This is a genomic window from Pseudomonas sp. TKO26, from assembly GCF_003225665.1.
In the GTDB taxonomy this organism is placed as follows: Bacteria; Pseudomonadota; Gammaproteobacteria; order Pseudomonadales; family Pseudomonadaceae; genus Aquipseudomonas; species Aquipseudomonas saponiphila.
Window position 1 is genome coordinate 118,827 of sequence record NZ_QKLN01000038.1, and the last position, 21,379, is coordinate 140,205.

At 65.2% G+C, this 21,379-nt stretch carries 21 protein-coding genes; 9 read left to right on the forward strand and 12 right to left on the reverse strand.

Annotated features, from left to right (window positions below; all coding sequences use genetic code 11):
* The first annotated feature begins 39 nt into the window (after positions 1 to 39).
* From DNK59_RS27510 to DNK59_RS27550, 9 genes are all read left to right on the forward strand, one after another.
* Entirely contained in the window at positions 40 to 1,611 is a 1,572-nt protein-coding gene (locus DNK59_RS27510; protein ID WP_110725239.1) for a BCCT family transporter, read from the forward strand.
* Positions 1,608 to 2,909: an OprD family outer membrane porin gene (locus tag DNK59_RS27515; protein WP_110725240.1), complete on the forward strand. Its 1,302-nt coding sequence runs from the start codon at positions 1,608 to 1,610 to the stop codon at positions 2,907 to 2,909. Before DNK59_RS27510 ends, DNK59_RS27515 begins: the two co-directional genes overlap by 4 nt.
* 48 nt (positions 2,910 to 2,957) lie before the next feature.
* Entirely contained in the window at positions 2,958 to 4,964 is a 2,007-nt protein-coding gene (locus tag DNK59_RS27520) for a CocE/NonD family hydrolase (RefSeq protein WP_110725241.1), read from the forward strand.
* 78 nt (positions 4,965 to 5,042) lie between these two features.
* Entirely contained in the window at positions 5,043 to 5,981 is a 939-nt protein-coding gene (locus DNK59_RS27525; protein ID WP_110725242.1) for a LysR substrate-binding domain-containing protein, read from the forward strand.
* 20 nt (positions 5,982 to 6,001) lie between these two features.
* On the forward strand, positions 6,002 to 7,315 hold the full coding sequence (locus DNK59_RS27530) for an MFS transporter (protein ID WP_110725243.1): 1,314 nt from the start codon (positions 6,002 to 6,004) through the stop codon (positions 7,313 to 7,315).
* Between the two features lie 129 nt (positions 7,316 to 7,444).
* Positions 7,445 to 7,687 carry an exodeoxyribonuclease VII small subunit gene (locus DNK59_RS27535; protein WP_011063724.1) on the forward strand — a complete coding sequence of 81 codons (243 nt, stop codon included), beginning with the start codon at positions 7,445 to 7,447 and terminating at the stop codon, positions 7,685 to 7,687.
* A complete protein-coding gene (gene ispA, locus DNK59_RS27540; protein WP_092309515.1) occupies positions 7,684 to 8,571 on the forward strand; it encodes a (2E,6E)-farnesyl diphosphate synthase in 888 nt (295 codons plus the stop codon). The genes DNK59_RS27535 and ispA overlap by 4 nt, the downstream gene beginning before the upstream one ends.
* Before the next feature lie 112 nt (positions 8,572 to 8,683).
* Positions 8,684 to 10,585 carry a 1-deoxy-D-xylulose-5-phosphate synthase gene (dxs, locus tag DNK59_RS27545; protein ID WP_110725244.1) on the forward strand — a complete coding sequence of 634 codons (1,902 nt, stop codon included), beginning with the start codon at positions 8,684 to 8,686 and terminating at the stop codon, positions 10,583 to 10,585.
* Between the two features lie 119 nt (positions 10,586 to 10,704).
* Positions 10,705 to 12,597, forward strand: a complete 1,893-nt coding sequence (locus DNK59_RS27550) for a TonB-dependent siderophore receptor (RefSeq protein WP_110725245.1) — start codon at positions 10,705 to 10,707, stop codon at positions 12,595 to 12,597.
* Positions 12,598 to 12,666: 69 nt separating this feature from the next.
* Here the strand turns inward: DNK59_RS27550 and DNK59_RS27555 are convergent, their stop codons facing one another.
* The 12 genes from DNK59_RS27555 to nrdR form a co-directional block, all read right to left on the reverse strand.
* A complete protein-coding gene (locus DNK59_RS27555; RefSeq protein WP_110725246.1) occupies positions 12,667 to 13,464 on the reverse strand; it encodes a cobalamin-binding protein in 798 nt (265 codons plus the stop codon).
* Positions 13,464 to 13,883 carry a hypothetical protein gene (locus tag DNK59_RS27560; RefSeq protein WP_047306283.1) on the reverse strand — a complete coding sequence of 140 codons (420 nt, stop codon included), beginning with the start codon at positions 13,881 to 13,883 and terminating at the stop codon, positions 13,464 to 13,466. Before DNK59_RS27560 ends, DNK59_RS27555 begins: the two co-directional genes overlap by 1 nt.
* Entirely contained in the window at positions 13,880 to 14,497 is a 618-nt protein-coding gene (ribA, locus tag DNK59_RS27565; protein WP_110725247.1) for a GTP cyclohydrolase II, read from the reverse strand. Before ribA ends, DNK59_RS27560 begins: the two co-directional genes overlap by 4 nt.
* Positions 14,498 to 14,610: 113 nt before the next feature.
* Positions 14,611 to 15,366 (reverse strand): ABC transporter substrate-binding protein, encoded by a 756-nt coding sequence (locus tag DNK59_RS27570; protein WP_092309503.1) that lies wholly within the window; start codon positions 15,364 to 15,366, stop codon positions 14,611 to 14,613.
* Positions 15,367 to 15,376: 10 nt separating this feature from the next.
* Positions 15,377 to 15,880 (reverse strand): phosphatidylglycerophosphatase A, encoded by a 504-nt coding sequence (locus tag DNK59_RS27575; protein ID WP_060841301.1) that lies wholly within the window; start codon positions 15,878 to 15,880, stop codon positions 15,377 to 15,379.
* Positions 15,877 to 16,842: a thiamine-phosphate kinase gene (gene thiL, locus DNK59_RS27580; protein ID WP_110725248.1), complete on the reverse strand. Its 966-nt coding sequence runs from the start codon at positions 16,840 to 16,842 to the stop codon at positions 15,877 to 15,879. The genes DNK59_RS27575 and thiL overlap by 4 nt, the downstream gene beginning before the upstream one ends.
* An 18-nt stretch (positions 16,843 to 16,860) precedes the next feature.
* Positions 16,861 to 17,361, reverse strand: a complete 501-nt coding sequence (gene nusB / locus DNK59_RS27585) for a transcription antitermination factor NusB (RefSeq protein ID WP_011063734.1) — start codon at positions 17,359 to 17,361, stop codon at positions 16,861 to 16,863.
* Positions 17,358 to 17,834 carry a 6,7-dimethyl-8-ribityllumazine synthase gene (gene ribE / locus DNK59_RS27590; protein WP_016968455.1) on the reverse strand — a complete coding sequence of 159 codons (477 nt, stop codon included), beginning with the start codon at positions 17,832 to 17,834 and terminating at the stop codon, positions 17,358 to 17,360. Before ribE ends, nusB begins: the two co-directional genes overlap by 4 nt.
* 91 nt (positions 17,835 to 17,925) lie before the next feature.
* On the reverse strand, positions 17,926 to 19,017 hold the full coding sequence (ribBA, locus tag DNK59_RS27595; RefSeq protein ID WP_092309493.1) for a bifunctional 3,4-dihydroxy-2-butanone-4-phosphate synthase/GTP cyclohydrolase II: 1,092 nt from the start codon (positions 19,015 to 19,017) through the stop codon (positions 17,926 to 17,928).
* A gap of 16 nt (positions 19,018 to 19,033) precedes the next feature.
* A complete protein-coding gene (locus DNK59_RS27600; protein ID WP_103741321.1) occupies positions 19,034 to 19,699 on the reverse strand; it encodes a riboflavin synthase in 666 nt (221 codons plus the stop codon).
* Between the two features lie 47 nt (positions 19,700 to 19,746).
* Positions 19,747 to 20,880 carry a bifunctional diaminohydroxyphosphoribosylaminopyrimidine deaminase/5-amino-6-(5-phosphoribosylamino)uracil reductase RibD gene (gene ribD / locus DNK59_RS27605; RefSeq protein ID WP_110725249.1) on the reverse strand — a complete coding sequence of 378 codons (1,134 nt, stop codon included), beginning with the start codon at positions 20,878 to 20,880 and terminating at the stop codon, positions 19,747 to 19,749.
* Positions 20,877 to 21,341 (reverse strand): transcriptional regulator NrdR, encoded by a 465-nt coding sequence (nrdR, locus tag DNK59_RS27610; protein WP_167365617.1) that lies wholly within the window; start codon positions 21,339 to 21,341, stop codon positions 20,877 to 20,879. Before nrdR ends, ribD begins: the two co-directional genes overlap by 4 nt.
* Between the last annotated feature and the right edge of the window lie 38 nt (positions 21,342 to 21,379).

A 21,379-nucleotide genomic window follows, 5' to 3' on the forward strand; every position in this document is an offset into this window, starting at 1 on the left:
CTGGCCATAAAAAAGATAAGCAACGGGAGTGCCTCACTGATGAAGTATCCGTTAAGAGCCTGGGTCTTCTGGCCCACCTTCCTGATTCTGCTGGCAGCGGTGATCGCCAGTTACCTTGATCTGCAGGGCTTCCTGGCGGTGAGCAGGCAACTCAACCGGATCATCCTCGACAACTTTTCCTGGCTGTTCAGCGCCGGCAGCTTCTTTCTCTTGATGCTGACCGCCATCGTCTACTTTTCGCCCCTGGGGCGGGTGCGCATCGGTGGCGAAGACGCCAAGCCACTGCTGAGCAAGTGGCGCTGGTTCATGGTGGCCCTGTGCACCACCCTGGCGGTCGGCGTGCTGTTCTGGACCACCGCCGAGCCGCTCTATCACCTGTATGGCCCGCCCCCGAGCCTGAACATCGAAGCCGGCAGCAGCGAGGCCAAGCACTTCGCCATGTCCAGCATGTTCCTGCACTGGACCCTCACGCCCTACGCCATCTACCTGGTGCCGTCGCTGGTGTTCGCCCTGGTGTTCTACAACCTGCGGGGCAACTTCTCCATCGGCGCCATGCTGCAACCGCTGCTCGGCGAAAAATGGGTCCGACGCCATGCCGGACTGATCGACACCCTGGCGATGTTCGCCCTGGTAGCGGGCATGGCCTCCTCCCTGGGCACAGGCGCGCTGACCCTGTCCGGTGGCCTGAGCCAGTACATCGGCGGTGACACCACACCGCTGCGCCTGGGACTGATCATCGCGGTGATCGTCGCCACCTTCGTGTTCTCCGCCGCCAGCGGCTTGCAGAAGGGCATCGTCAAGTTCTCCACCTTCAACACCTGGATCATGCTGGCCCTGGGGCTGTTCGTGCTGATCTGCGGACCAACCCTGTACATGCTCAGCCTCGGTATCGAATCCTTCGGCGTCTACCTGCAGAGCTTCTTCAGCCGCAGCCTGTTCACCGGCGCGGCCAGCGGCGACAACTGGCCCCAGAGCTGGACGGTGTTCTACTGGTCGGTGTGGTTCGCCTGGGCCCCGGTGAGCGCCATGTTCCTGGGCAAGATCGGCCGTGGTTACACCGTGCGCGAGTTCATCCACATCTCCATGCTCTACCCGGCGCTGTTCACCGCCCTGTGGATCTGCATCTTCTCCGGCAGCAGCCTGTACTTCGACGCCCAGGGTGACGGCCTGCTCAACCGCGTGCTCAACGAGCAGGGGGTGGAGCATGTGCTGTACCAGGTGTTCCAGCAGTTGCCGGCGAGCGGCCTGATCATTGCCTTCCTGCTGTTCATCGCCTTCATTTCCTTCGTCACCGCTGCCGACTCCAGCACCGACGTCATCGGCAACCTGTGCAGTCGCGGGGTCACCGCCGATTCCGATCTGGACGGCAGCCCGCTGCTCAAGGTGATCTGGGGCGCGATCATCGGTTGCGTGTCCTGGGTGATGGTGGCCTACGTCGGCATCGACGGGGTCAAGATGCTCTCCAACCTGGGCGGCCTGCCGGGCATGCTGATCGTCCTGCTCTCCAGCAGCGCGCTGATCATCTGGATGAAAAACCCGTCCCTGCTGACACCGCCGGTGCCCGCGCAAGAGCACGGGGAAAACCAGTCGGCACGAGGGCCCACCCCATGAACGTCCGTCTCCTGATCCTGGGCGGCCTGGGCCTGACGCTGCTCTGTCCGGCGCTGGCCCAGGCCAACCAGGCGCAATCCCGAGGCTTTGTCGAGGACAGCCGAATCAACGGCCTGGTGCGCAACAACTACCGCAACAACGACCATCGCCAGTGGGACCTGGACGCCCGCGAGTGGGGCCAGGGCCTGCAACTGGACTACGCCTCCGGCTACACCCGGGGCACCCTGGGCTGGGGCCTGGATGCCCACGCCTACTTCGCCACCCGCCTCGACAGTGGCGGTGGCCGGGCACGGACCATGATGCTGGTCAGCGACAGCGACGGCAGCAGCAAGCGGGAGTCGGCCACCGCCGGGGCCGCGCTGAAAATGCGCCTGTCCAATACCGAGCTCAAGTACGGCGACCTGCGGCCACAGACCCCGGTGCTGGCCCTGGCCGACAACCGGCTGATGCCGGCCACCGCCACCGGCCTGGCCTTCAGCAGCCGCGAGGTCGAGGGCCTGCTGCTGGAGGGCGGACACTTCAGCGCCTCCCGTGACTTCAACCAGACCGGTCATCGCGGTGGTTTCCACGCTGGCTACGCCAGGGTCGAGGGCGGCGACGCCAGCTATCTGGGCGGCACCTACCAGTTGCATCCGCGGGTCGGGCTGGGGCTCTACAGCTCGCGCTACCAGGACCTGTGGCGCCAGCACTACGTCAATCTCAACCTCGACCAGCCCCTGGACGCCGAGGCGCGGCGCAGCCTGAACCTGGACTTGCAACTCTATCGCTCCCTGGACGACGGCAAGGCCCTGGCCGGAGACATCGCGGTCACAGCCTGGTCGGCGGCGCTGGCGCTGAAGGAGGGTCCACATACCGTGACCCTGGCCCACCAGCGCATCCATGGTCAGCAACCCTTCGACTACCTGGCCCTGAGCGGCGGCGGGTTCCACGGCTCGATCTACCTGGCCAACGCCTCGTTGATCGCCGACTTCAACGGCCCCGGCGAGCGTTCCTGGAGCCTGGGCTATCGCCTCGACCTGGAGCCCCTGGGCCTGCCCGGCCTGTCCTTCGGCACCCGCTACATCCGCGGCAGCCATGTCGACGGCCGGCGGATCCCCCAGGACAGCCCCTACCGCTACTACGCCGACAAGGAGCGCCACTGGGAGCGGGACATCGACCTGAGCTACCGGGTGCAGAACGGCGTGGCCAAGGACCTGTCCCTAAGCCTGCGCCAGGGCACCTATCGCATCCACGGAACCTCGAACGGCGATGTCGACCACATCCGCCTGGTCACCGAATACCCCTTCAGCCTGCTGTGACTCACCGCGCCCGGCCCGGCGCCGGCCCTTTATCGACTGGAGTAGCCCATGGACGTCATCCGCGACTTTCCCCATCCGATCCGCGAGATCGAGCACTGCCTGATCCCTCTGCGCGACGGCACCCAACTGGCCGCGCGCATCTGGTTGCCAGCCGATGCCGGCACCCGGCGCTACCCGGCGATTCTCGAATACCTGCCCTATCGCAAACGCGACGGCACCGCAGTACGTGACGCCCTGACTCACCCCTGGATGGCGGGCCAGGGTTACGCCTGCGTGCGCGTGGACATGCGTGGCAACGGTGAATCCCAGGGCTTGATGGCCGACGAGTACTTGCCTCAGGAACAGCAGGACGCCCTGGAAGTGCTCGACTGGCTCTGCGCCCAACCCTGGTGCGACGGCAACCTGGGGATGATGGGCATCTCCTGGGGCGGCTTCAATGGCCTGCAGGTGGCGGCCCATCAACCCGCCGCGCTGAAAGCCATCATTACCCTGTGCTCCACCGACGACCGCTACGCCGACGACATTCATTACAAGGGCGGCAACCTGTTGATGGAGAACCAGGGCTGGGCCGCCACCATGCTCAACTTCAGCGCCGCCGTACCGGACCCGCTGCTGGTGCCGGACTGGCAGGCGCAATGGCAGCAACGCCTGGACGCCATGCCGATGCTGGCCGAAACCTGGCTGCAGCATCAGACCCGTGACGCCTACTGGCGCCAGGGCTCGGTGTGCGAGGACTATGCGGCGATCAAGGCCGCGGTGTACTGCGTCGGCGGCTGGGGCGATGCCTACAAGAACAGCGTGCCGCGCCTGATGCAGCACCTTGGCGGCCCGAAGAAAGCCCTGCTCGGCCCCTGGATCCACAAGTACCCGCACTTTGCCGTACCCAACCCGGCCATCGGTTTTCTCCAGGAAGCCAAACGCTGGTGGGACCACTGGCTCAAGGGCATCGACAACGGGGTGATGGACGAGCCGGCCTGCACCTTCTACCTGCAGGACGCCGTGCCGCCCAAGGCCAGCTACGCCGAGCGCCCGGGTGTCTGGGTGCAGACCGCCGGCTGGCCCGATCCACAGATCCAGTGGCAGACCTTCAGCCTCAGCGCCAGCGGGCTCAGCGCGGGAGAGCACGCGCTGAGCGAAAAACGCAGCATCTGCTCGCCCCTGACCACCGGCCTGCATCAGGGCGAATACTGCGCCATCTGGTTCGGCCCGGACGGTCCTACCGACCAGCGCCGGGATGACGCCCATTCGCTGTGCTTCGACAGCCAGCCCTTGAGCGAACCCCTGGCCTTGCTGGGCGATGTGCGCCTGGACCTGCGCCTGACCTCGGACCGGCCTTGCGGGCAAATCGTTGCCCGGCTGAATGCCGTGGCTCCGGACGGTCAGGTGGCGCAGATCACCTACGGCACCCTGAACCTGTCGCTGCGCGAGGACTTTGCCGTGGCCAACCCACCCGAGCCCGGCGCGCCGCTGCAGGTTAGCTTCAGCCTCGACCACGTCGGCTATCGCCTGCCGGCCGGTTATCGCCTGCGCCTGGCGTTGAGCACCGCCAGCTTCCCGCTGCTATGGCCGGCCCGGGAGCTGACCACCCTGACCCTGCTGCCCGAGGTGCAGAGCGTGCAATTGCCGGTGTTCATTGGTGAGCCGGTGGAGTGCCCGTTCGAGGCCCCGCAAAGCGCCCCACCGGCCAACCTGGAAATCATCCGCAAGGCCGTCCCCAAGCGCACCCTCTACGAAGACGTGGCCAGCGGTGAAGTCTGCGTGCGTATCGACGACGACCTGGGCGCCATGCGTTTCCTTGATCACGGGCTGTGGGTCGACCAGCGCTGCACCGAGCAATACCGCACCCGGCCCTGGGACCCGCTGTCGACCCGGGCAGACATCCAATGGCACTACCGGGTCGGCCGCGAGGGCTGGTCGGTGGAAGTGGACAGCACCCTGGGCCTGCATGCCGACACTCAGTGGTTCTATCTGCACGCCACACAGGTGGCGAGGCTTGACGGCCAGCAGATTCATCAACGCCAGTGGCACAAACGGATCGCCCGATCCACGCTGTAAAGCGTGGCAGGATGCCCAATCTCCGAGACTCGGCGGGACGCAGGACACAGCGCCCGCCCCCTGTAGACTGGTACCCGCATGTCCCATCGCAACGTCGACTTGCCGCCCCTCAATTGCCTGCAGCCTTTCGAGGCGGTGGCCCGTCATCTGAGCTTCACCCGGGCCGCCCAGGAGCTGAACCTGACCCAGAGCGCAGTCAGCCGCCAGATCAAGCGCCTGGAGAAAAACCTCGCGCGGCCGCTGTTCCATCGCCACAACCTGGGCATCAGCCTGACCCCGGCGGGCGAGCGCTACTTTCGCACCATCCAGCGCCTGCTGCGCGAGCTCGACCGCGAGTCCGCGGAACTGCGCCGCCGCGGCGCCGAGCGCCAGTTGACCCTGGCCAGTACGCCGACCATCAGTTCGATCTGGCTGGCGCGCCTGCTGCCCGAGTTCCAGCGCCTGTATCCGGAGCTGGACATCCGCATCCTCTGCAGCGAAAGCCCCTTGCATCTGGATGTCAGCGAGTACGACCTGGGACTGTTCTATCACCTGGACGAGCTGCCGGCGCCCCTGGGCCTGGAGCTGACCCCGGTATTTGCCGGGGAACAGGTGATCTGCGTCTGCAGCCCGGACTACCTGAGCCGCAAGGGACCGATTCGCGACCCGCAACACCTGCTGCAGGAACACCGGCTGCTGATCGTCGAAGATCACTATCACGACTGGCTGACCTGGGCCGACTGGTTCAGTGCCGTGGGCGCCCTCTACCACGCCCCCCAATACGCCCTGCGCACCAACAGCTATCAGTTGCTGATGCAGTCGGCGGTGATGGGCCAGGGCGTGGCCCTGGGCTGGGAAAGCCTGTTGCAGGACGAACTCGCCGCCGGGCGCCTGCAACGCGCGCTACCGCAGCGCATGCCCAGCCGCGGACGCCTGAACCTGATGCAACCGCACCACCGCAATCCCCCGCCCGCCGTGCGCCGCTTTCGCCAATGGCTGCTGGAACATGCCCACCTTGCCCAGAAAACCGGTCCTTGACCGCCCTGACCTGACGACTCATGAACCTGACCCTGCTGACATTCCCCGCACTCTACTGCGCCACCCTCCTGATGCTCACCGGCAACGGGCTGTTCTTCAGTTTTATCGGTCTGCGCCTGACCGGCGACGGTGTCGGCGAACTGTGGATCGGCGGCCTGACCGCGGCCTATTACGCCGGCATGGTCGGCGGCGCCAAGTTCGGCCATCGGATGATCGCCGCGGTGGGCCACATCCGTTCCTATGTCGCCTGCGCAGGCGCCGCGACCATGATCGTGCTCCTGCACCTGCTGTTCGAGGCGCTGTGGTTGTGGCTGGTGCTGCGCTTCATCACCGGCCTGGTGATGATGAACCAGTACATGGTGATCGAGAGCTGGCTCAACGAGCAGGCCGGCAACCGGCAGCGCGGCGCGGTATTCGCCGGCTACATGGTGGCGGTGTCCCTGGGCCTGATACTCGGCCAGGGCGTGCTGATCTGGCGCCCCGAGCTGGACTTCAAGCCGCTGCTGATCGTCGCCCTGTGTTTCGCCGCCTGCCTGTTGCCCGTCGCCCTCACCCGCCGCCTGCACCCGGCCAAGCTGGAAGCGGCGCCGCTGCAGATCGGTTTCTTCTGGCGCCGGGTGCCGCAAGCCCTGAGCACGGTGTTTGTCACCGGGCTGCTGGTGGGTTCGTTCTATGCCCTGGCACCCGTGTTTATCACCTTGAGCGGCCTGGACACGGCCCAGGCCGGGACCTTTGTCGCCGTGGCGATCCTCGCGGGCCTGTGCGGCCAGTGGCCGCTCGGCTGGCTGTCGGATCGCCTCGACCGCGCGCGGCTGATCCGCGCCTGCGCGCTGCTGCTGTGCCTGGTGAGCGTGCCTTTATGGGGGCTGTTCAGCTTGTCGTTCACCTGGTTGCTGCTGTTCGCCTGCCTCAGCGGCCTGCTGCTGTTCAGCCTCTACCCGCTGGCGGTCGCCCTGGCCAACGACCACATCGAGCAATCCCGGCGCGTGGCCCTGAGCGCCATGCTCCTGGCCACCCACGGCGTTGGCGCCTGCCTCGGCCCGCTGCTCAGCGGCGCGCTGATGAACCTCTACGGGCACAACGCCTTCTACATGGTGTTTTCGCTGTTCGCCCTGCTGTTGGTCTGGCGGGTACAACCGAAAAAGGCCAACGGGGAGTTTCGGGTCGACGACGCCCCCCGGCAGCACGTGGCGATACCTGAGCACCCACCGAGCGTGCAGGCCTCAACCCTTGATCCGCGAATCGAGGCTGTGCCCGGGGAGTGGCTGATCCAGGCACCACCGCCTGGTGAGCCAGGGCGCAGTACACCCAAGGCCGACGCGGCATCCGCCTGATTCAGGCAGGGCTCAACTGGACACTGAGCCGGGGCCTGTGAAACGCGTGCCAGCGAGCGCTTCTCATTTGCCCGAAACCCCAGTGTCTGCTAGTGTCGCGCCGGTTTAACGTCAACCGGGATAGCCGCCATGGCCCGCAAAAAAGCTGCCTTAGATTTCGAACAATCCCTCGCCGACCTGCAAACCCTGGTCGAGCGTCTGGAGAACGGCGAGCTGTCGCTGGAAGACTCGTTGACCGCCTTTGAACAAGGCATCGGCCTGACCCGTGATTGCCAGGCCGCACTGGCCCAGGCCGAGCAGAAGGTGCAGATCCTGCTGGAGCGCGACGGCGAACTGGCCGAGCAACCCTTCGACGCGGAACAGCCAGAATGATTGCCGCCTATCAGGCCGCCAGCCAGGCCCGCGTCGACGCGGCAATGCACACCCTGTTCAGCGCACCCAGCCCCGAACTTGCCCGCCTTTATGAAGCCATGCGCTACAGCGTGATGAATGGCGGCAAGCGCGTGCGCCCGCTGCTGGCCTACGCCGCCTGCGAGGCCCTGGGCGGCAGGCCCGAGCAAGCCAACGGCGCGGCCTGCGCGGTGGAACTGATTCACGCCTATTCCCTGGTCCACGACGACCTGCCGGCCATGGACGATGACGATCTGCGTCGCGGCCAGCCCACTACCCACAAAGCCTTCGACGAAGCCTGCGCGATCCTCGCCGGCGACGGCCTGCAGAGCCTGGCCTTCAGTGCCCTGCTGGACCCGAACCTGAGCGACGCCAGCGCCGAGATCCGCCTGCGCATGGTCACCACCCTGGCCCAGGCCGCAGGTCCGGCGGGCATGGTGGGCGGTCAGGCCATCGACCTGGGTTCGGTAGGCCTCAAGCTCGATCAGCAAGCCCTGGAATACATGCATCGGCACAAGACCGGCGCGCTGATCGAAGCCAGCGTGATCCTCGGCGCCCTGGCCAGCGGTCGGGCCGAGAAAGACGAGCTCAAATCCCTGCAGACCTATGCCCAGGCTGTCGGCCTGGCCTTCCAGGTGCAGGACGACATCCTCGACGTCGAAAGCGATACCGCGACCCTGGGCAAGCGCCAGGGCGCCGATATCGCCCGGGACAAACCGACCTACCCGGCGCTGCTGGGGCTGGCCGCGGCCAAGGAATACGCTCTGGAGCTGCGGGACCAGGCGCTGCACGCGCTGCGTCCGTTTGACGCAGCGGCCGAGCCCTTGCGCGAGCTGGCGCGCTATATCGTCGAGCGCCGCCACTGATCGACGGTCCGCACCCGGACCGCATATCGGCCAAGTTCGGTGCTCTGCGTGGGCAGCTTGCGATGCATAAGGTAAACTGCCGCCTCTTTCTATACCTATAACGATTCGCCTGATGCCCACGACGTTTCATGAGATTCCCCGCAAACGCCCGACCACCCCGCTGCTCGACCGTGCCCAGACGCCGGACGGCCTGCGCCGGTTAGGTGAAGCCGAGCTGGAAACCCTGGCCGATGAATTGCGCCTGGAATTGCTCTACACGGTCGGCCAGACCGGCGGGCACTTCGGTGCCGGCCTTGGCGTCATCGAGCTGACCATCGCGTTGCATTACGTGTTCGACACCCCGGACGACCGGCTGGTGTGGGACGTAGGTCACCAGGCGTATCCGCACAAGATCCTCACCGGTCGTCGCGAACAGATGGCCAGCTTGCGCCAGAAAGATGGCCTGGCGGCGTTCCCACGGCGCTCCGAGAGCGAGTACGACACCTTCGGCGTCGGCCACTCCAGCACCTCCATCAGCGCTGCCCTGGGCATGGCCATCGCCGCCCGCCTGCAGCACAGCGAGCGCAAGGCCATCGCCGTGATCGGCGATGGCGCCCTGACCGCGGGCATGGCCTTCGAGGCCCTGAACCACGCGCCGGAAGTGGACGCCAACATGCTGGTGATCCTCAACGACAACGACATGTCGATCTCGCGCAATGTCGGCGGGCTGTCCAACTACCTGGCCAAGATTCTCTCCAGCCGCACCTACGCCAGCATGCGCGAAGGCAGCAAGAAAGTGCTGTCGCGCCTGCCCGGTGCCTGGGAAATCGCCCGCCGCACCGAAGAATACGCCAAGGGCATGCTGGTGCCCGGCACGCTGTTCGAAGAGCTGGGCTGGAACTACATCGGCCCCATCGACGGCCACGACCTGCCGACCCTGATCGCCACCCTGCGCAACATGCGTGACCTCAAGGGCCCGCAGTTCCTGCATGTGGTGACCAAGAAGGGCAAGGGCTTCGCCCCGGCGGAAGTCGACCCGATCGGCTATCACGCCATCACCAAGCTGGAACCCCTGGATGCTCCGGCGGCCGCGCCGAAAAAGGCCGGCGGTCCGAAGTATTCCGGCGTCTTCGGCGAGTGGCTGTGCGACATGGCCGCCGCCGACCCGCGCCTGGTGGGTATTACCCCGGCGATGAAGGAAGGCTCGGACCTGGTGGCCTTCAGCGAGCGTTTCCCACTGCGCTACTTCGACGTGGCGATTGCCGAACAGCACGCGGTGACCCTGGCGGCCGGCATGGCCTGCGAAGGCGCCAAGCCGGTGGTGGCGATCTATTCCACCTTCCTGCAGCGCGGCTATGACCAACTGATCCACGACGTGGCAGTGCAGAACCTCGACGTGCTGTTCGCCATCGACCGCGCCGGGCTGGTGGGCGAAGACGGCCCGACCCACGCCGGCAGCTTCGACCTGTCCTTCCTGCGCTGCATTCCCGGCATGCTGGTGATGACCCCGAGCGACGAGAACGAGTTGCGCAAGATGCTCAGCACCGGGCACCTGTACAACGGCCCCGCCGCCGTGCGCTACCCGCGCGGCACCGGCCCCAACGCACCGATCGACAAGGACCTGGAGCCGATCGAGATCGGCAAGGGCGTGATCCGTCGCCAGGGCAAGCAGGTCGCGCTGCTGGTGTTCGGCGTGCAACTGGCCGAAGCCCTGCAAGTGGCCGAGAAACTCGACGCCACCGTGGTCGATATGCGTTTCGTCAAACCCCTGGATGAAGCCCTGGTACGCGAGATCGCCGGCAGCCATGAACTGCTGGTGACCATCGAAGAGAACGCCATCATGGGCGGCGCCGGTGGCGCGGTCAGCGAATTTTTGGCCCGCGAAAGCATCCTCAAGCCGATCCTGCACCTGGGCCTGCCCGACGCCTACGTCGAGCACGCCAAGCCGGCGCAAATGCTCGCCGAGTGCGGCCTCGACGAAGCCGGCATCGAGGCTTCGGTGCGCCAGCGCCTGGCGCTGCTGGGCCTGGCTTGACCCACAGCGGCTACCTGTAGCCGCTGCTGCACGCCCGCCATGCGGGCGTCGCTGTTGCTCCCTTCCTTATCCGGCTTCATACACTGCGGTGAAGGCCGAGCCGCGCTAACGGAATAGCCATGAAACTCTCTCGCCTGGCCCTGCCACTTTGCCTTCTGCCCTGCACCGATCTGCTGGCCGACACCTCCGAGCGCGATCAGGCCCTGAAACTGCCGGAGATGCTGATCAGCGCCAACCGCCAGGTGGAAGCACGCAACGACAGCAGCGCCGCCAACACCGTGTTCACCCGGGAAGACATCGACCGCCTGCAACCCACCAGCCTGACCGACCTGCTTCAGCGGGTGCCCGGGGTCCAGGTTGCCCAGAGCGGCGGCCGCGGCAACCTGCCGAACATTTTCATTCGCGGCACCAACTCGGCCCAGAGCCTGGTGCTGGTGGATGGCCAGCGCATCAGCAGTTCATCCTCCGGCGACAGCAACCTGCAATTCATCAGCGTCGAGCAGATCGAACGGGTGGAAGTGCTGCGTGGCTCGCGCTCGGTGATCTACGGCAGCGACGCCATTGGCGGGGTGATCCAGATCTTCACCCGGCGTGGCGCCGACTCGGGGCTGCATGGGCGCATGCGTGTCGCCGCTGGCAGCAACCAGACCTGGGAACGCAGCCTGGGCCTTTCCGGCGGCGACGCCCAGACCCGCTTCAGCCTCGGCGCCAACCTGGATGAAAGCGCCGGAATCGACTGGACTCAGCCGTCGTTCCCCAGCGATGCCGACCATGATGGCTATCGCAACAGATCCTTGAGCCTCGCCCTCAGCCACGCGCTGAACGATGACCTGGAGCTGGGTTTCAACCTGCTGGATAACCAGGGTCGCAGCCGCTACGACAACCCCTTCGGGCGCTACGACTCAAGCTACAACATCTTCGCCCAAGACCCTTACACCGACTTCAGTGTCAGCAGCTTCAGCGGCTATCTCGACGCGAACATCAATGACCACTGGCAATCGCGGATCGAGCTCGGACACAGCGAAAACCGTGACCTCAAGCGCGACAAGCTCAGTGATGAGCGCAGCGTGTTCAATACCTACCGACACTCGCTGAACTGGCAGAACGATCTGCGCCTGGATGCAGACAACAGCCTGATCCTCGGGGCGGACTGGTACGAGGATCGACTCAACACCAGCCCGACCCGCTTTGCCGAAGACAGCCGCTGGAACCGCGCGGCCTTTGTGCAGCACCGTTTTCGCAGCGACAGTTTCTCCACCGAACTGGGCCTGCGCCGCGACCAGAACCAGCAATATGGCAGCCAGAACACCTGGAGCGGCACCCTCACGCTGCCGCTGAATCCGGACAACGATCTGCTGCTGTCCTACAGCCAAGGCTTTCGGGCGCCGAATTTCAGCGACCTGTATTACCCGGATTTCAGCAACCCGGCCCTCAAGCCGGAACACTCGAAAAGCTATGAGTTGCAGTGGCGTAGCCAACTGACGCCAGACAGCCGTCTGGAAGCCTCGATCTACCGTACCGATATCAAGGACGCGATTATTTATGACCGCGTCGCACAGCGCCCGGAAAACGTCGGCGCCGCAAGGATCAACGGTTTCGAGGCAGCCCTGAAACAAACACTGTTCGGCTGGCAAAGCAGCATAGGCGCCGCCCTCATCGACCCGCGCAATCGCCAGGATGGCCATCAACTGCCACGTCGAGCCCGCCGTACCTTGAACCTGGATCTGGACCGGCAGTTCGACGACCTGGCGTTCGGCGCCAGCTGGCAGTTGTTGAGCAGGAGTTATGAAGACCTGAGCGTAAAGAAACAGGTGCCTGTAGGTGGCTACGGCGTGTTCGGGCTGCGTGGTAGCTGGGCAGTCGATCGGGAGCTCAAGCTGGACCTGAAACTCGACAACGTCTTCGCCAAGGCCTATAGCCGCGCGCTCTACGAGTACAACGGCAACGATTATGGCTACCGCAGCGAAGGCCGCACCTGGATGCTCGGGCTGACCTGGACACCTGAGCTGTAAGGTCCGTTGCCTTCGCCGGCAAGCCGGCTCCTACAACAACTCGGTAACCGGCTTGGCGGCGAACCGGGCTCAGCGCTCGGGGGCAATCAAGGCGCAGAGCCTGGCCGTCGCCGCAATCATCTGCCCGCTGGGTCGCTCCAGCCCCTTGTCCTTGACCAACAACAACCGCCCCTGCTGCACCGCCGCAATCTGCGGCCAGGCTTTCCAGGCATCCAGCTGCCCCTGGTCGGTGGCCAGGATCGCCTGGGGGTTGCGCTGCAGCACCGACTCGATGCTGACCTGAGGCGCCGGCAACGACTGCTCGGCAAACACGTTGCGAGCACCACACACGCTCAAGGCGGCGCTGATGATCTGTCCACCGCCCACGGTGTACAGCGGCTGATCCCAGACTTGATAGAACACCGGCAACTGGGGATCGCGGTGATAGCGCTCACGCAACCCGGCCAACTGTGCGCTCAATTGCGTGGACAATTGCCGGGCCGCCGCGGACCGGCCCAGGCGCTGGCCGATCTCGGCGATCTGCGCCAGCAACTGCTGGAAATCATGGGGTTCGGCAACGTAGGTGGGAATGCCCAGGCGGGCCAGTTGATCGCGCTGGGCCGGGCCGATACTGGCGGGCCAGAGCAGCAGCAAATCCGGCTTGAGGCTGAGCAGACGCTCGATGTCCAGTTGGCCGTAACGCCCGACCGAGGGCACGTCCTTGAGCTCCGGCGGCCGTTCACCGGCATCCAGTACCCCGACCAGCCGATCGGCGGCGCCCAGCTCTACGACGATCTCCGACAGTGAAGGCGCCAGGCTGACCACCCGCGGCGCCGCCAGGGCCGGAGTGCCGGCCAGCAGGCACAGGACCGCCAGCCAGCGCCACATCAGCCGAGCTGACGAGGAATACGGTAGAGGTAGAACAGCACCGCGGTGGACAGCGCCAGGAGCATCAGCGGCACCGCTTCCAGGCCGACGAACACCGCCAGGGCACCGATCCAGGCGGGCAACGATGCTGCCAGGAAGGCGGCGCGACGACGGGCCGCCAGGGTGATCCAGGCGGCAGGCTCCTCAGGGGTATCGAGGGCTTTGCCGGCGGCGATCAAGGCATGCTTGTAGCCGTTGAAAAAACGCAGGCTGACGAACATCGAGGCCGTACCGGCGATAAAGAATGGCATCGCCAGCACAGGCATCAACGCCTCGCCCTGACCAAACACCAGGTTGATCACAAACAGCGGCAGCAAGGCCAGGGCCAGGTACTGCCACCAACTGACGGCCAGGCGGCGCTTGACTTGACCCCGAGTCACGCGCGGTCGACCTCGCCCTGGTGCTCGTTGCCCATCATGTGGTCGAGCTTGCTGGCCTTGGTCGCCAGGTACAGCTTGTTGTGGGGGTTGTGCCCGGTGTGCAGCGGCACCCGCTCGGCGACCTGGATGCCCATGTCGGTCAACGCCTTGACCTTGCGCGGGTTGTTGGTCATCAGCCGCAGCGCCTTGACCCCCAGGTGCTCAAGCATCGGCAGGCACATGGCGTAGTCACGCTGGTCCGCGGCAAAGCCCAGACGCTCGTTGGCTTCCACGGTATCGGCGCCGCCATCTTGCAGCTCGTAGGCACGGATCTTGTTCAGCAGGCCAATGCCGCGGCCTTCCTGACGCAGGTACAGCAACACCCCGCGACCTTCCCGGGCTATCGCGCGCAGTGCGGCTTCCAGTTGCGAGCCGCAATCGCAACGCTGGCTGAACAGGGCGTCGCCGGTCAGGCATTCGGAGTGCAGGCGGCCGAGAACCGGCGCGCCATCGGCGATGTCCCCCAGGCTGAGCACCACGTGCTCGCGACCGGTGGTTTCATCAAGAAAACCATGCATGGTGAATTGCGCAAAAGGCGTAGGCAGCTTGGAAGCGGCAACAAAAACGACGGGCACTGTTGTGCTCCTGATCTGTATGAGGACTGGAGATTCGCAGAGGCGGCATTGTAACAGCAGCCTCCACTGCACGCTTAGGCTGAATTATCGGAGATAAAGATCGATAAGTTTGATCAACGGACCGCCGGCTGACGGCTGTCGTCAAAGGGATAGGGCTGCTTCCAACGCTGAAAGATCGGACGCAGGACACCGTCTTTCACCAACTGCTCCATGCGGCGGTCATACAAGGCAAGCAGGGCCCGACCCCGGGGGTTATCGGCAAAGCCCAGGTACAGGGGCAGCTCGGCCAGATGGCTGATCTTGAACTGGCTCGGGTCCTGGGCTTGTCCGAGCACGTAGCTGATCTCGGTCTGGGCGTCGATGTAATAGTCGGCCCGGCCGTACTGCAACATCGGCAGGATGCCGATGCGCCGGCGAATCTCGTTGTAGCGCCGGGCGTTGGGCAGGTAGTCCTGGTACTTGTAGCCACGCACCCAGACCAGACGGTAACTGCCGAGGTTGGCCAGGGTCAGTTCGGGATTGCTGGCCAGCCCCAGGGAGTAGATATGGTCGGTGTCGTAGTTCCAGCGCGGATACAGCAGACCAGGGGTTTCATCACGATAGGCGCCCACTTGCGCATCCGCTTCACCACGCTGCACCAGGCCCACCGAACGGGTGTAGGGCACGCTGCTGCGCTCGATGCGTACCCCTTGGGGCTCGAACACCTCACGCAGAATGTCCCAGGCCAGGCCTTCGCCATTGGCTTCGGTGTACTGGCTCCATTCTTCACTGGCGATGCGGATCTGCCCGGGTTGCGCCGGCAACTCATTGGCCCGGACGCCGCAGCTCCAGACAACCAGCAGTACCAGCAGCACGCGGCGCACATCCATGCCTAACCTCTCAGCTGAAACACCAAACCAAGCCTTGCATCGCCAGCCAGGCGAACACACCGGCCAGAACGTCGTCGAGCATGATGCCGACACCGCCATGCACATGTCGGTCGACCCAGCGAATCGGCCACGGCTTGAGAATGTCGAAGAAGCGGAACATCAGGAACCCCGCCAACAGCCAGTACCATCCTTCAGGCACCAGCCACAGGGTGATCCACATGCCGACCATTTCGTCCCAGACGATGCCTTCGTGGTCATGCACCCGCAGATCGTCGGCCACCTTGCCGCACAGCCAGAAGCCAAACAGCATGGTGATGCCGAGCATCAGCCAGTAGCCCCAGTCCGGCAGCATCTGCCACAGCGGGATAAAGGGTAGCGCAACCAGCGAGCCCCAGGTGCCGGGCGCCTTGGGCAAGGTGCCGGAACCGAAGCCGAAAGCCAGGAAGTGCCAGGGATTGCGCCAGACCGACGGCGGTACGAACTCCGCCGGGACCTGTTTGGGATGATCTGTCACGGTGTCTCCGGAAAGTGTTGATAACCCCGAGTGTCGGGGGTGATGTCCTGGCCGCCGGCATCCAGCAGGGTCACCCCGCGCCCCGCCAGAACTCGCCCCACCACGTGCACCGGCCAACCCGCCGCCTGCAGCGGTGCCAGTTCGGCAGGCGGCAGGGTGAAGGCCAGGACATAGTCGTCGCCCCCGCTCAGGGCGGCGGCGCGAGCACCTTCCAGCCCCAGAAAACTGAGCAGCGCCGCAGACAGGGGCAGTTTTTCCAGGTCCAGTTGCACGGCCACCGCCGAGGCGGCGGCGATATGCCCGCAATCGGCCAGCAGGCCATCGGAAATGTCCAGGGCGGCGCTGGCCTTGCCTCTCAGGGCCTGCCCCAGGGCCAACTGCGGTTGGGGCGACCAGTAGTGGGCCAGCAACGGCTCGGCGACAGCCGCCTCGGTACGGCGCTGCCCCAGGACCAGCGGCAAGGCGCCGGCCGCATTGCCCAACTCGCCACCGACACACAGCAGGTCGCCGGCACGGGCGCCGCTGCGGGTCAGGGCCTGGCCGCCGGGAACCCGTCCGAACACGGTCAGGGTCAAGGTCAGCGGGCCGCGAGTGGTGTCGCCGCCGATCAGGCGCACACCACAGTCCTGGGCCATGAGGTTCAAGCCGCGGGCATAGGCCTGCAGCCAATCGGTACTCACCGTCGGCAGGGTCAGGGCCAGGGTAAAGGCCAGCGGCGTGGCGCCCATGGCGGCCAGGTCGCTGACAGCCACCGCCAGAGAGCGTTGGCCTAGAAGAAAGGGCTCGCAGGGATCGGCGAAATGCACGCCCGCCACCAGGGTGTCGGTGGAAATCGCCAACTGCTCGCCAGGTGCAACCGCCAGCAAGGCGCAGTCATCGCCAATCCCCAGGGCAATACCCTCGCCGCCTTGCGCACAGGGCGCGGCAGCGAAGTAATGACGGATCAGCTCAAACTCGCCCATGGCAGCTGCAAGCGCGGATCAGCGCTTGAACGCCTTCACTTCAGCTTCGCGCAGGCGCGGTGCCAGCTTGTCGAGAACGCCGTTGACGAACTTGTGGCCGTCGGTGGAACCGAAGACCTTGGCCAGTTCGATACCTTCGTTGATCACAACGCGGTACGGCACGTCGACGCGCTTGAGCAGCTCCCAGGTGGACAGGCGCAGAACCGCCAGTTCAACCGGGTCCAGCTCGTCGATGGCGAGGTCCAGGCAAGGCACGAGCGCGGTGTCGATCTCGTTCTTGTTGGCCGGGACCCCGTGCAGGATCTCGCGGAAGTAGGCGCCGTCGATGTCAGTGAAATCGTTGTCGACCCGAAACTGCGCTTCGATCTCGTTCAGCGAGTGCTTGGCCATGTGCCATTGATACAGCGCCTGGGTCGCGAGCTGACGGGCTTCGCGACGCTTGGCGCTCTTGGATGGCTTGCCGGCGTTGGCAGGCTTGGGATCGCGCGGGTTGAAACGATCGCTATCGTCGCTAATCACTTGGCCTCCAACTGCGCCAGCAGGCTGACCATTTCCAGGGCGGACAGGGCAGCTTCAGCACCTTTGTTGCCGGCCTTGGTGCCGGAACGCTCGATGGCTTGTTCGATCGAATCAACGGTCAGCACGCCGAAGGCCACTGGCACGCCGAATTCCATGGACACCTGGGCCAGGCCCTTGGTGCACTCGCCGGCCACGTATTCGAAGTGCGGAGTACCGCCACGAATGACCGCGCCCAGGGCGACGATCGCCGCATATTCACCCTTCTGTGCGACTTTCTGTGCAACCAACGGAATTTCGAAGGCGCCAGGGGCACGGATGATGGTGATGTCGCTTTCGCTCACGCCGTGGCGAACCAGGGCGTCAACCGCGCCGCTGACCAGGCTTTCGACGACGAAGCTGTTGAAACGGCCGACCACCAGGGCATAGCGGCCTTTAGGGGCGATGAAGGTACCTTCGATGGTCTTCAGGGTCATTCGACAAATCTCTTAAAGAGCCAGAGCGTGTCTAGCACACGCTCTTCAGTGATATTTGAACCGCGAATTTCAAGCTGGAAACGACCGGCTTTTATTCGGAGGGCACGTATTCTACAACTTCCAGGTCGAAACCGGATATCGCATTAAACTTCATCGGCGCACTCATCAGGCGCATTTTGCGTACGCCCAGGTCGCGCAGGATCTGCGAACCGGCACCGACGATGCTGTAGGTGGTGGGTTTCTTCACCGGCTGGTGTTCCGCGGTTTCACGGATATGCGCCAGCAGCACGTCGCCATCCAGCGGGTGGCCGAGCAACAGCACCACGCCACTGCCAGCCTCGGCCACGGTGGCCATGGCTGCCCGCAGGCTCCAGCGTCCCGGCTGCTTGACCATCAGCAGGTCGCGCAGCGGGTCCATGTTGTGCACCCGCACCAGGGTCGGTTCTTCTGCGCAGATGTCCCCCAGGGTCAGGGCCATGTGCACGTCGCCCTCCACGGAATCACGATAGGTCACCAGGTTGAACTGGCCCAGTTCGCTGTCCAGGGGCTGCTCGGCAATCCGCTGAACGGTACGTTCGTGGATCATCCGGTAGTGAATCAGGTCGGCGATGGTGCCGATCTTGATGTTGTGCTCGGCGGCGAAGGCTTCCAGCTCGGCGCGACGGGACATGGTGCCGTCGTCGTTCATCACCTCGCAGATCACTCCGCTCGGCTCGAAACCGGCCATGCGCGCCAGGTCGCAGGCGGCTTCGGTGTGGCCGGCACGGGCCAGGGTCCCGCCGGGCTGGGCCATCAGCGGGAAGATGTGACCCGGGCTGACGATGTCCTCGGGCTTGGCGTCCTTGGCTGCCGCCGCTTGCACGGTGCGCGCACGGTCAGCGGCGGAGATGCCGGTGGTCACCCCTTCGGTGGCCTCGATGGAGACGGTGAACTTGGTGCCGAAGCCGGAACCGTTGCGCGGCGCCATCAGCGGCAGCTTGAGCAACTCGCAACGCTCGCGGCTCATGGGCATGCAGATCAGGCCACGGGCGTGCTTGGCCATGAAGTTGATGTGCTCGGCCTTGCAGCACTCGGCGGCCATGATCAGGTCGCCTTCGTTCTCGCGGTCTTCGTCATCCATGAGGATGACCATCTTGCCTTGGCGGATGTCTTCAACCAGTTCTTCGATGCTGTTGAGCGCCACGCGGCACCCCCTTGGGTCAGGATTTGAGATAGCCGTTAGCGGCCAGAAAACTTTCGGTAATGGTGCCGCCGTTGGTGGCTTCGGCCGCCTTGTCACCCAACAGAAGGCGCTCCAGGTAACGCGCCAGCAGGTCCACTTCAAGGTTGACCTGCCGACCCGGCCGGTAGTCGGCCATGATGGTTTCCGCCAGGGTGTGGGGCACGATGGTCAGCTCGAACTCGGCGCCATTCACCGCGTTGACCGTCAGGCTGGTGCCGTCGACGGTGATCGAGCCTTTATGGGCGATGTACTTGGCCAGCTCCTTCGGCGCGCGGATGCGGAACTGGATGGCCCGGGCATTTTCCTCCCGCGCCACCACTTCGCCGACACCGTCGACATGACCACTGACCAGGTGACCGCCCAGGCGGGTGGTCGGGGTCAGGGCTTTCTCCAGGTTGACCCGGCTACCGGCCTTCAACTGATGGAAGGCGGTGCAATCCAGAGTCTCGCGGCTGACATCGGCCCAGAAACCATCGCCCGGCAGTTCAACCGCGGTCAGGCAGACGCCGTTCACCGCGATGCTGTCGCCCAGTTTGACGTCGGCCAGATCAAGCTTGCCGGTTTCTACATAGACCCGCACATCTCCGCCTTTTGGGGTCAATGCGCGAATGCTGCCGATGGATTCGATGATGCCGGTGAACATGGAGTCCTCCTCGAGAACAGGGCCGCCGGGTAGGCGAAAGTCGGGAATTATACGCTCGCTGGTGGGGCCGGGATGGCAGTGACTCGCCAGTCATCGCCCACCGCACGCATTTCGATGATCTTGAGCAGAGGCGCCTGGCTCATCTGCGCCAGCGGCCAGTCGAGCAACGGCCGCGCCGAGGAACCGAGGAACTTGCCGGCGACGAAGATCTGGTACTCGTCCACCAGGCCCTGCTGGGCAAAGGCCCCGGCCAATCGCGGACCGGCTTCCACCAGCACCTCGTTGACACCTCGGGCGGCGAGCTCGCGCAACAGGCGGCGCAGATCCACCAGGCCATCGGGGCCGGGCACGATCAGGCATTCCGGGCCGTTGGCATATTGCTCTTCCACCGCCGCGCAGGTCGCGACCAGGGCTGGGCCGGCCTTGAAGAACGCTGCGTCGAGCGGCACTCGCAGGCGACCATCGATCAACACCCGCAGCGGCGGCCGGCTCATGGCCAGGGCCGTCTGCTCGGCGTCCAGGCCCAGTTCGGCGGCGCGCACGGTCAGCCGCGCATCATCGGCCAGCACCGTATCGGCAGCGGTCAGCACCACGGACGATTCGGCCCGCAGGCGCTGCACCGCAGAGCGCGCGGCAGGTCCGGTGATCCACTGGCTCTCACCGCTGGCCATCGCTGTACGACCATCGAGGCTCATGGCCAGCTTGACCCGCACATAAGGCAGGCCGTGTTCCATGCGCTTGAGGAAACCCTTGTTGATCGCCCGGGCTTCGGCCTCCAGCACACCGCTGTGGGTGTCGATACCGGCCTGGGCCAGGCGCTGCAAGCCACGGCCAGCCACTTCCGGGTTCGGATCCTGCATTGCCGCGACCACCCGTGCCACGCCGGCATTGACCAGGGCATCGGCACACGGCGGTGTGCGACCGTGATGGCTGCAAGGCTCCAGGGTCACGTAAGCCGTGGCGCCACGGGCCAGTTCACCGGCGGCGCGCAAGGCGTGGACTTCGGCGTGGGGCTCGCCGGCCCGCACGTGCCAGCCCTCACCCACCACCTGGCCGTCGCGCACGATGACGCAACCGACCCGGGGATTGGGATGGGTGGAGTAGCGCCCCTTGCGCGCCAGTTCCAGAGCGCGGGCCATGTAGTGCGCGTCGAGTACCGCTTGCTCCGGGGACTGGCTCATGGCTTGGCCGGCTCGCGGGCGAGGCGGTCGATCTCTTCGCGGAATTCGTTGAGGTCCTGGAAACGCCGGTAGACCGACGCAAAACGGATATAGGCGACTTCATCGAGCTTCTGCAGCTCGGTCATCACCAGCTCACCCACGACCAGGGATTTGACTTCACGCTCGCCAGTGGCTCGCAGCTTGTGCTTGATGTGCACCAGCGCCGCTTCCAGGCGCTCGACACTCACCGGGCGTTTTTCCAGGGCGCGCTGCATGCCGGCACGCAGTTTTTCTTCGTCGAAGGGCTGACGGCTGCCGTCAGTCTTGATCAGGCGCGGCATCACCAGTTCGGCGGTTTCGAAGGTGGTGAAACGTTCACCGCAGGCCAGGCATTCACGCCGGCGGCGCACCTGTTCGCCCTCGGCGACCAGACGCGAGTCGATGACCTTGGTGTCGTTGGCACCGCAGAAGGGACAGTGCATGGTGGCAGGCAACAAAAAAAGGGAGGGCCATGGTAGCG

Coding starts and splice junctions, on each gene's coding strand:
- ispA (WP_092309515.1), top strand. CDS start 7,684: ATGATTGCCGCCTATCAGGCCGCCAGCCAGGCCCGCGTCGACGCGGCA.
- thiL (WP_110725248.1), bottom strand. CDS start 16,842: ATGGGCGAGTTTGAGCTGATCCGTCATTACTTCGCTGCCGCGCCCTGT.
- DNK59_RS27520 (WP_110725241.1), top strand. CDS start 2,958: ATGGACGTCATCCGCGACTTTCCCCATCCGATCCGCGAGATCGAGCAC.
- DNK59_RS27510 (WP_110725239.1), top strand. CDS start 40: ATGAAGTATCCGTTAAGAGCCTGGGTCTTCTGGCCCACCTTCCTGATT.
- DNK59_RS27525 (WP_110725242.1), top strand. CDS start 5,043: ATGTCCCATCGCAACGTCGACTTGCCGCCCCTCAATTGCCTGCAGCCT.
- DNK59_RS27570 (WP_092309503.1), bottom strand. CDS start 15,366: ATGGATGTGCGCCGCGTGCTGCTGGTACTGCTGGTTGTCTGGAGCTGC.
- DNK59_RS27600 (WP_103741321.1), bottom strand. CDS start 19,699: ATGTTCACCGGCATCATCGAATCCATCGGCAGCATTCGCGCATTGACC.
- DNK59_RS27555 (WP_110725246.1), bottom strand. CDS start 13,464: ATGTGGCGCTGGCTGGCGGTCCTGTGCCTGCTGGCCGGCACTCCGGCC.
- dxs (WP_110725244.1), top strand. CDS start 8,684: ATGCCCACGACGTTTCATGAGATTCCCCGCAAACGCCCGACCACCCCG.
- DNK59_RS27515 (WP_110725240.1), top strand. CDS start 1,608: ATGAACGTCCGTCTCCTGATCCTGGGCGGCCTGGGCCTGACGCTGCTC.
- nrdR (WP_167365617.1), bottom strand. CDS start 21,341: ATGCACTGTCCCTTCTGCGGTGCCAACGACACCAAGGTCATCGACTCG.
- ribD (WP_110725249.1), bottom strand. CDS start 20,880: ATGAGCCAGTCCCCGGAGCAAGCGGTACTCGACGCGCACTACATGGCC.
- DNK59_RS27530 (WP_110725243.1), top strand. CDS start 6,002: ATGAACCTGACCCTGCTGACATTCCCCGCACTCTACTGCGCCACCCTC.
- DNK59_RS27535 (WP_011063724.1), top strand. CDS start 7,445: ATGGCCCGCAAAAAAGCTGCCTTAGATTTCGAACAATCCCTCGCCGAC.
- ribE (WP_016968455.1), bottom strand. CDS start 17,834: ATGACCCTGAAGACCATCGAAGGTACCTTCATCGCCCCTAAAGGCCGC.
- DNK59_RS27550 (WP_110725245.1), top strand. CDS start 10,705: ATGAAACTCTCTCGCCTGGCCCTGCCACTTTGCCTTCTGCCCTGCACC.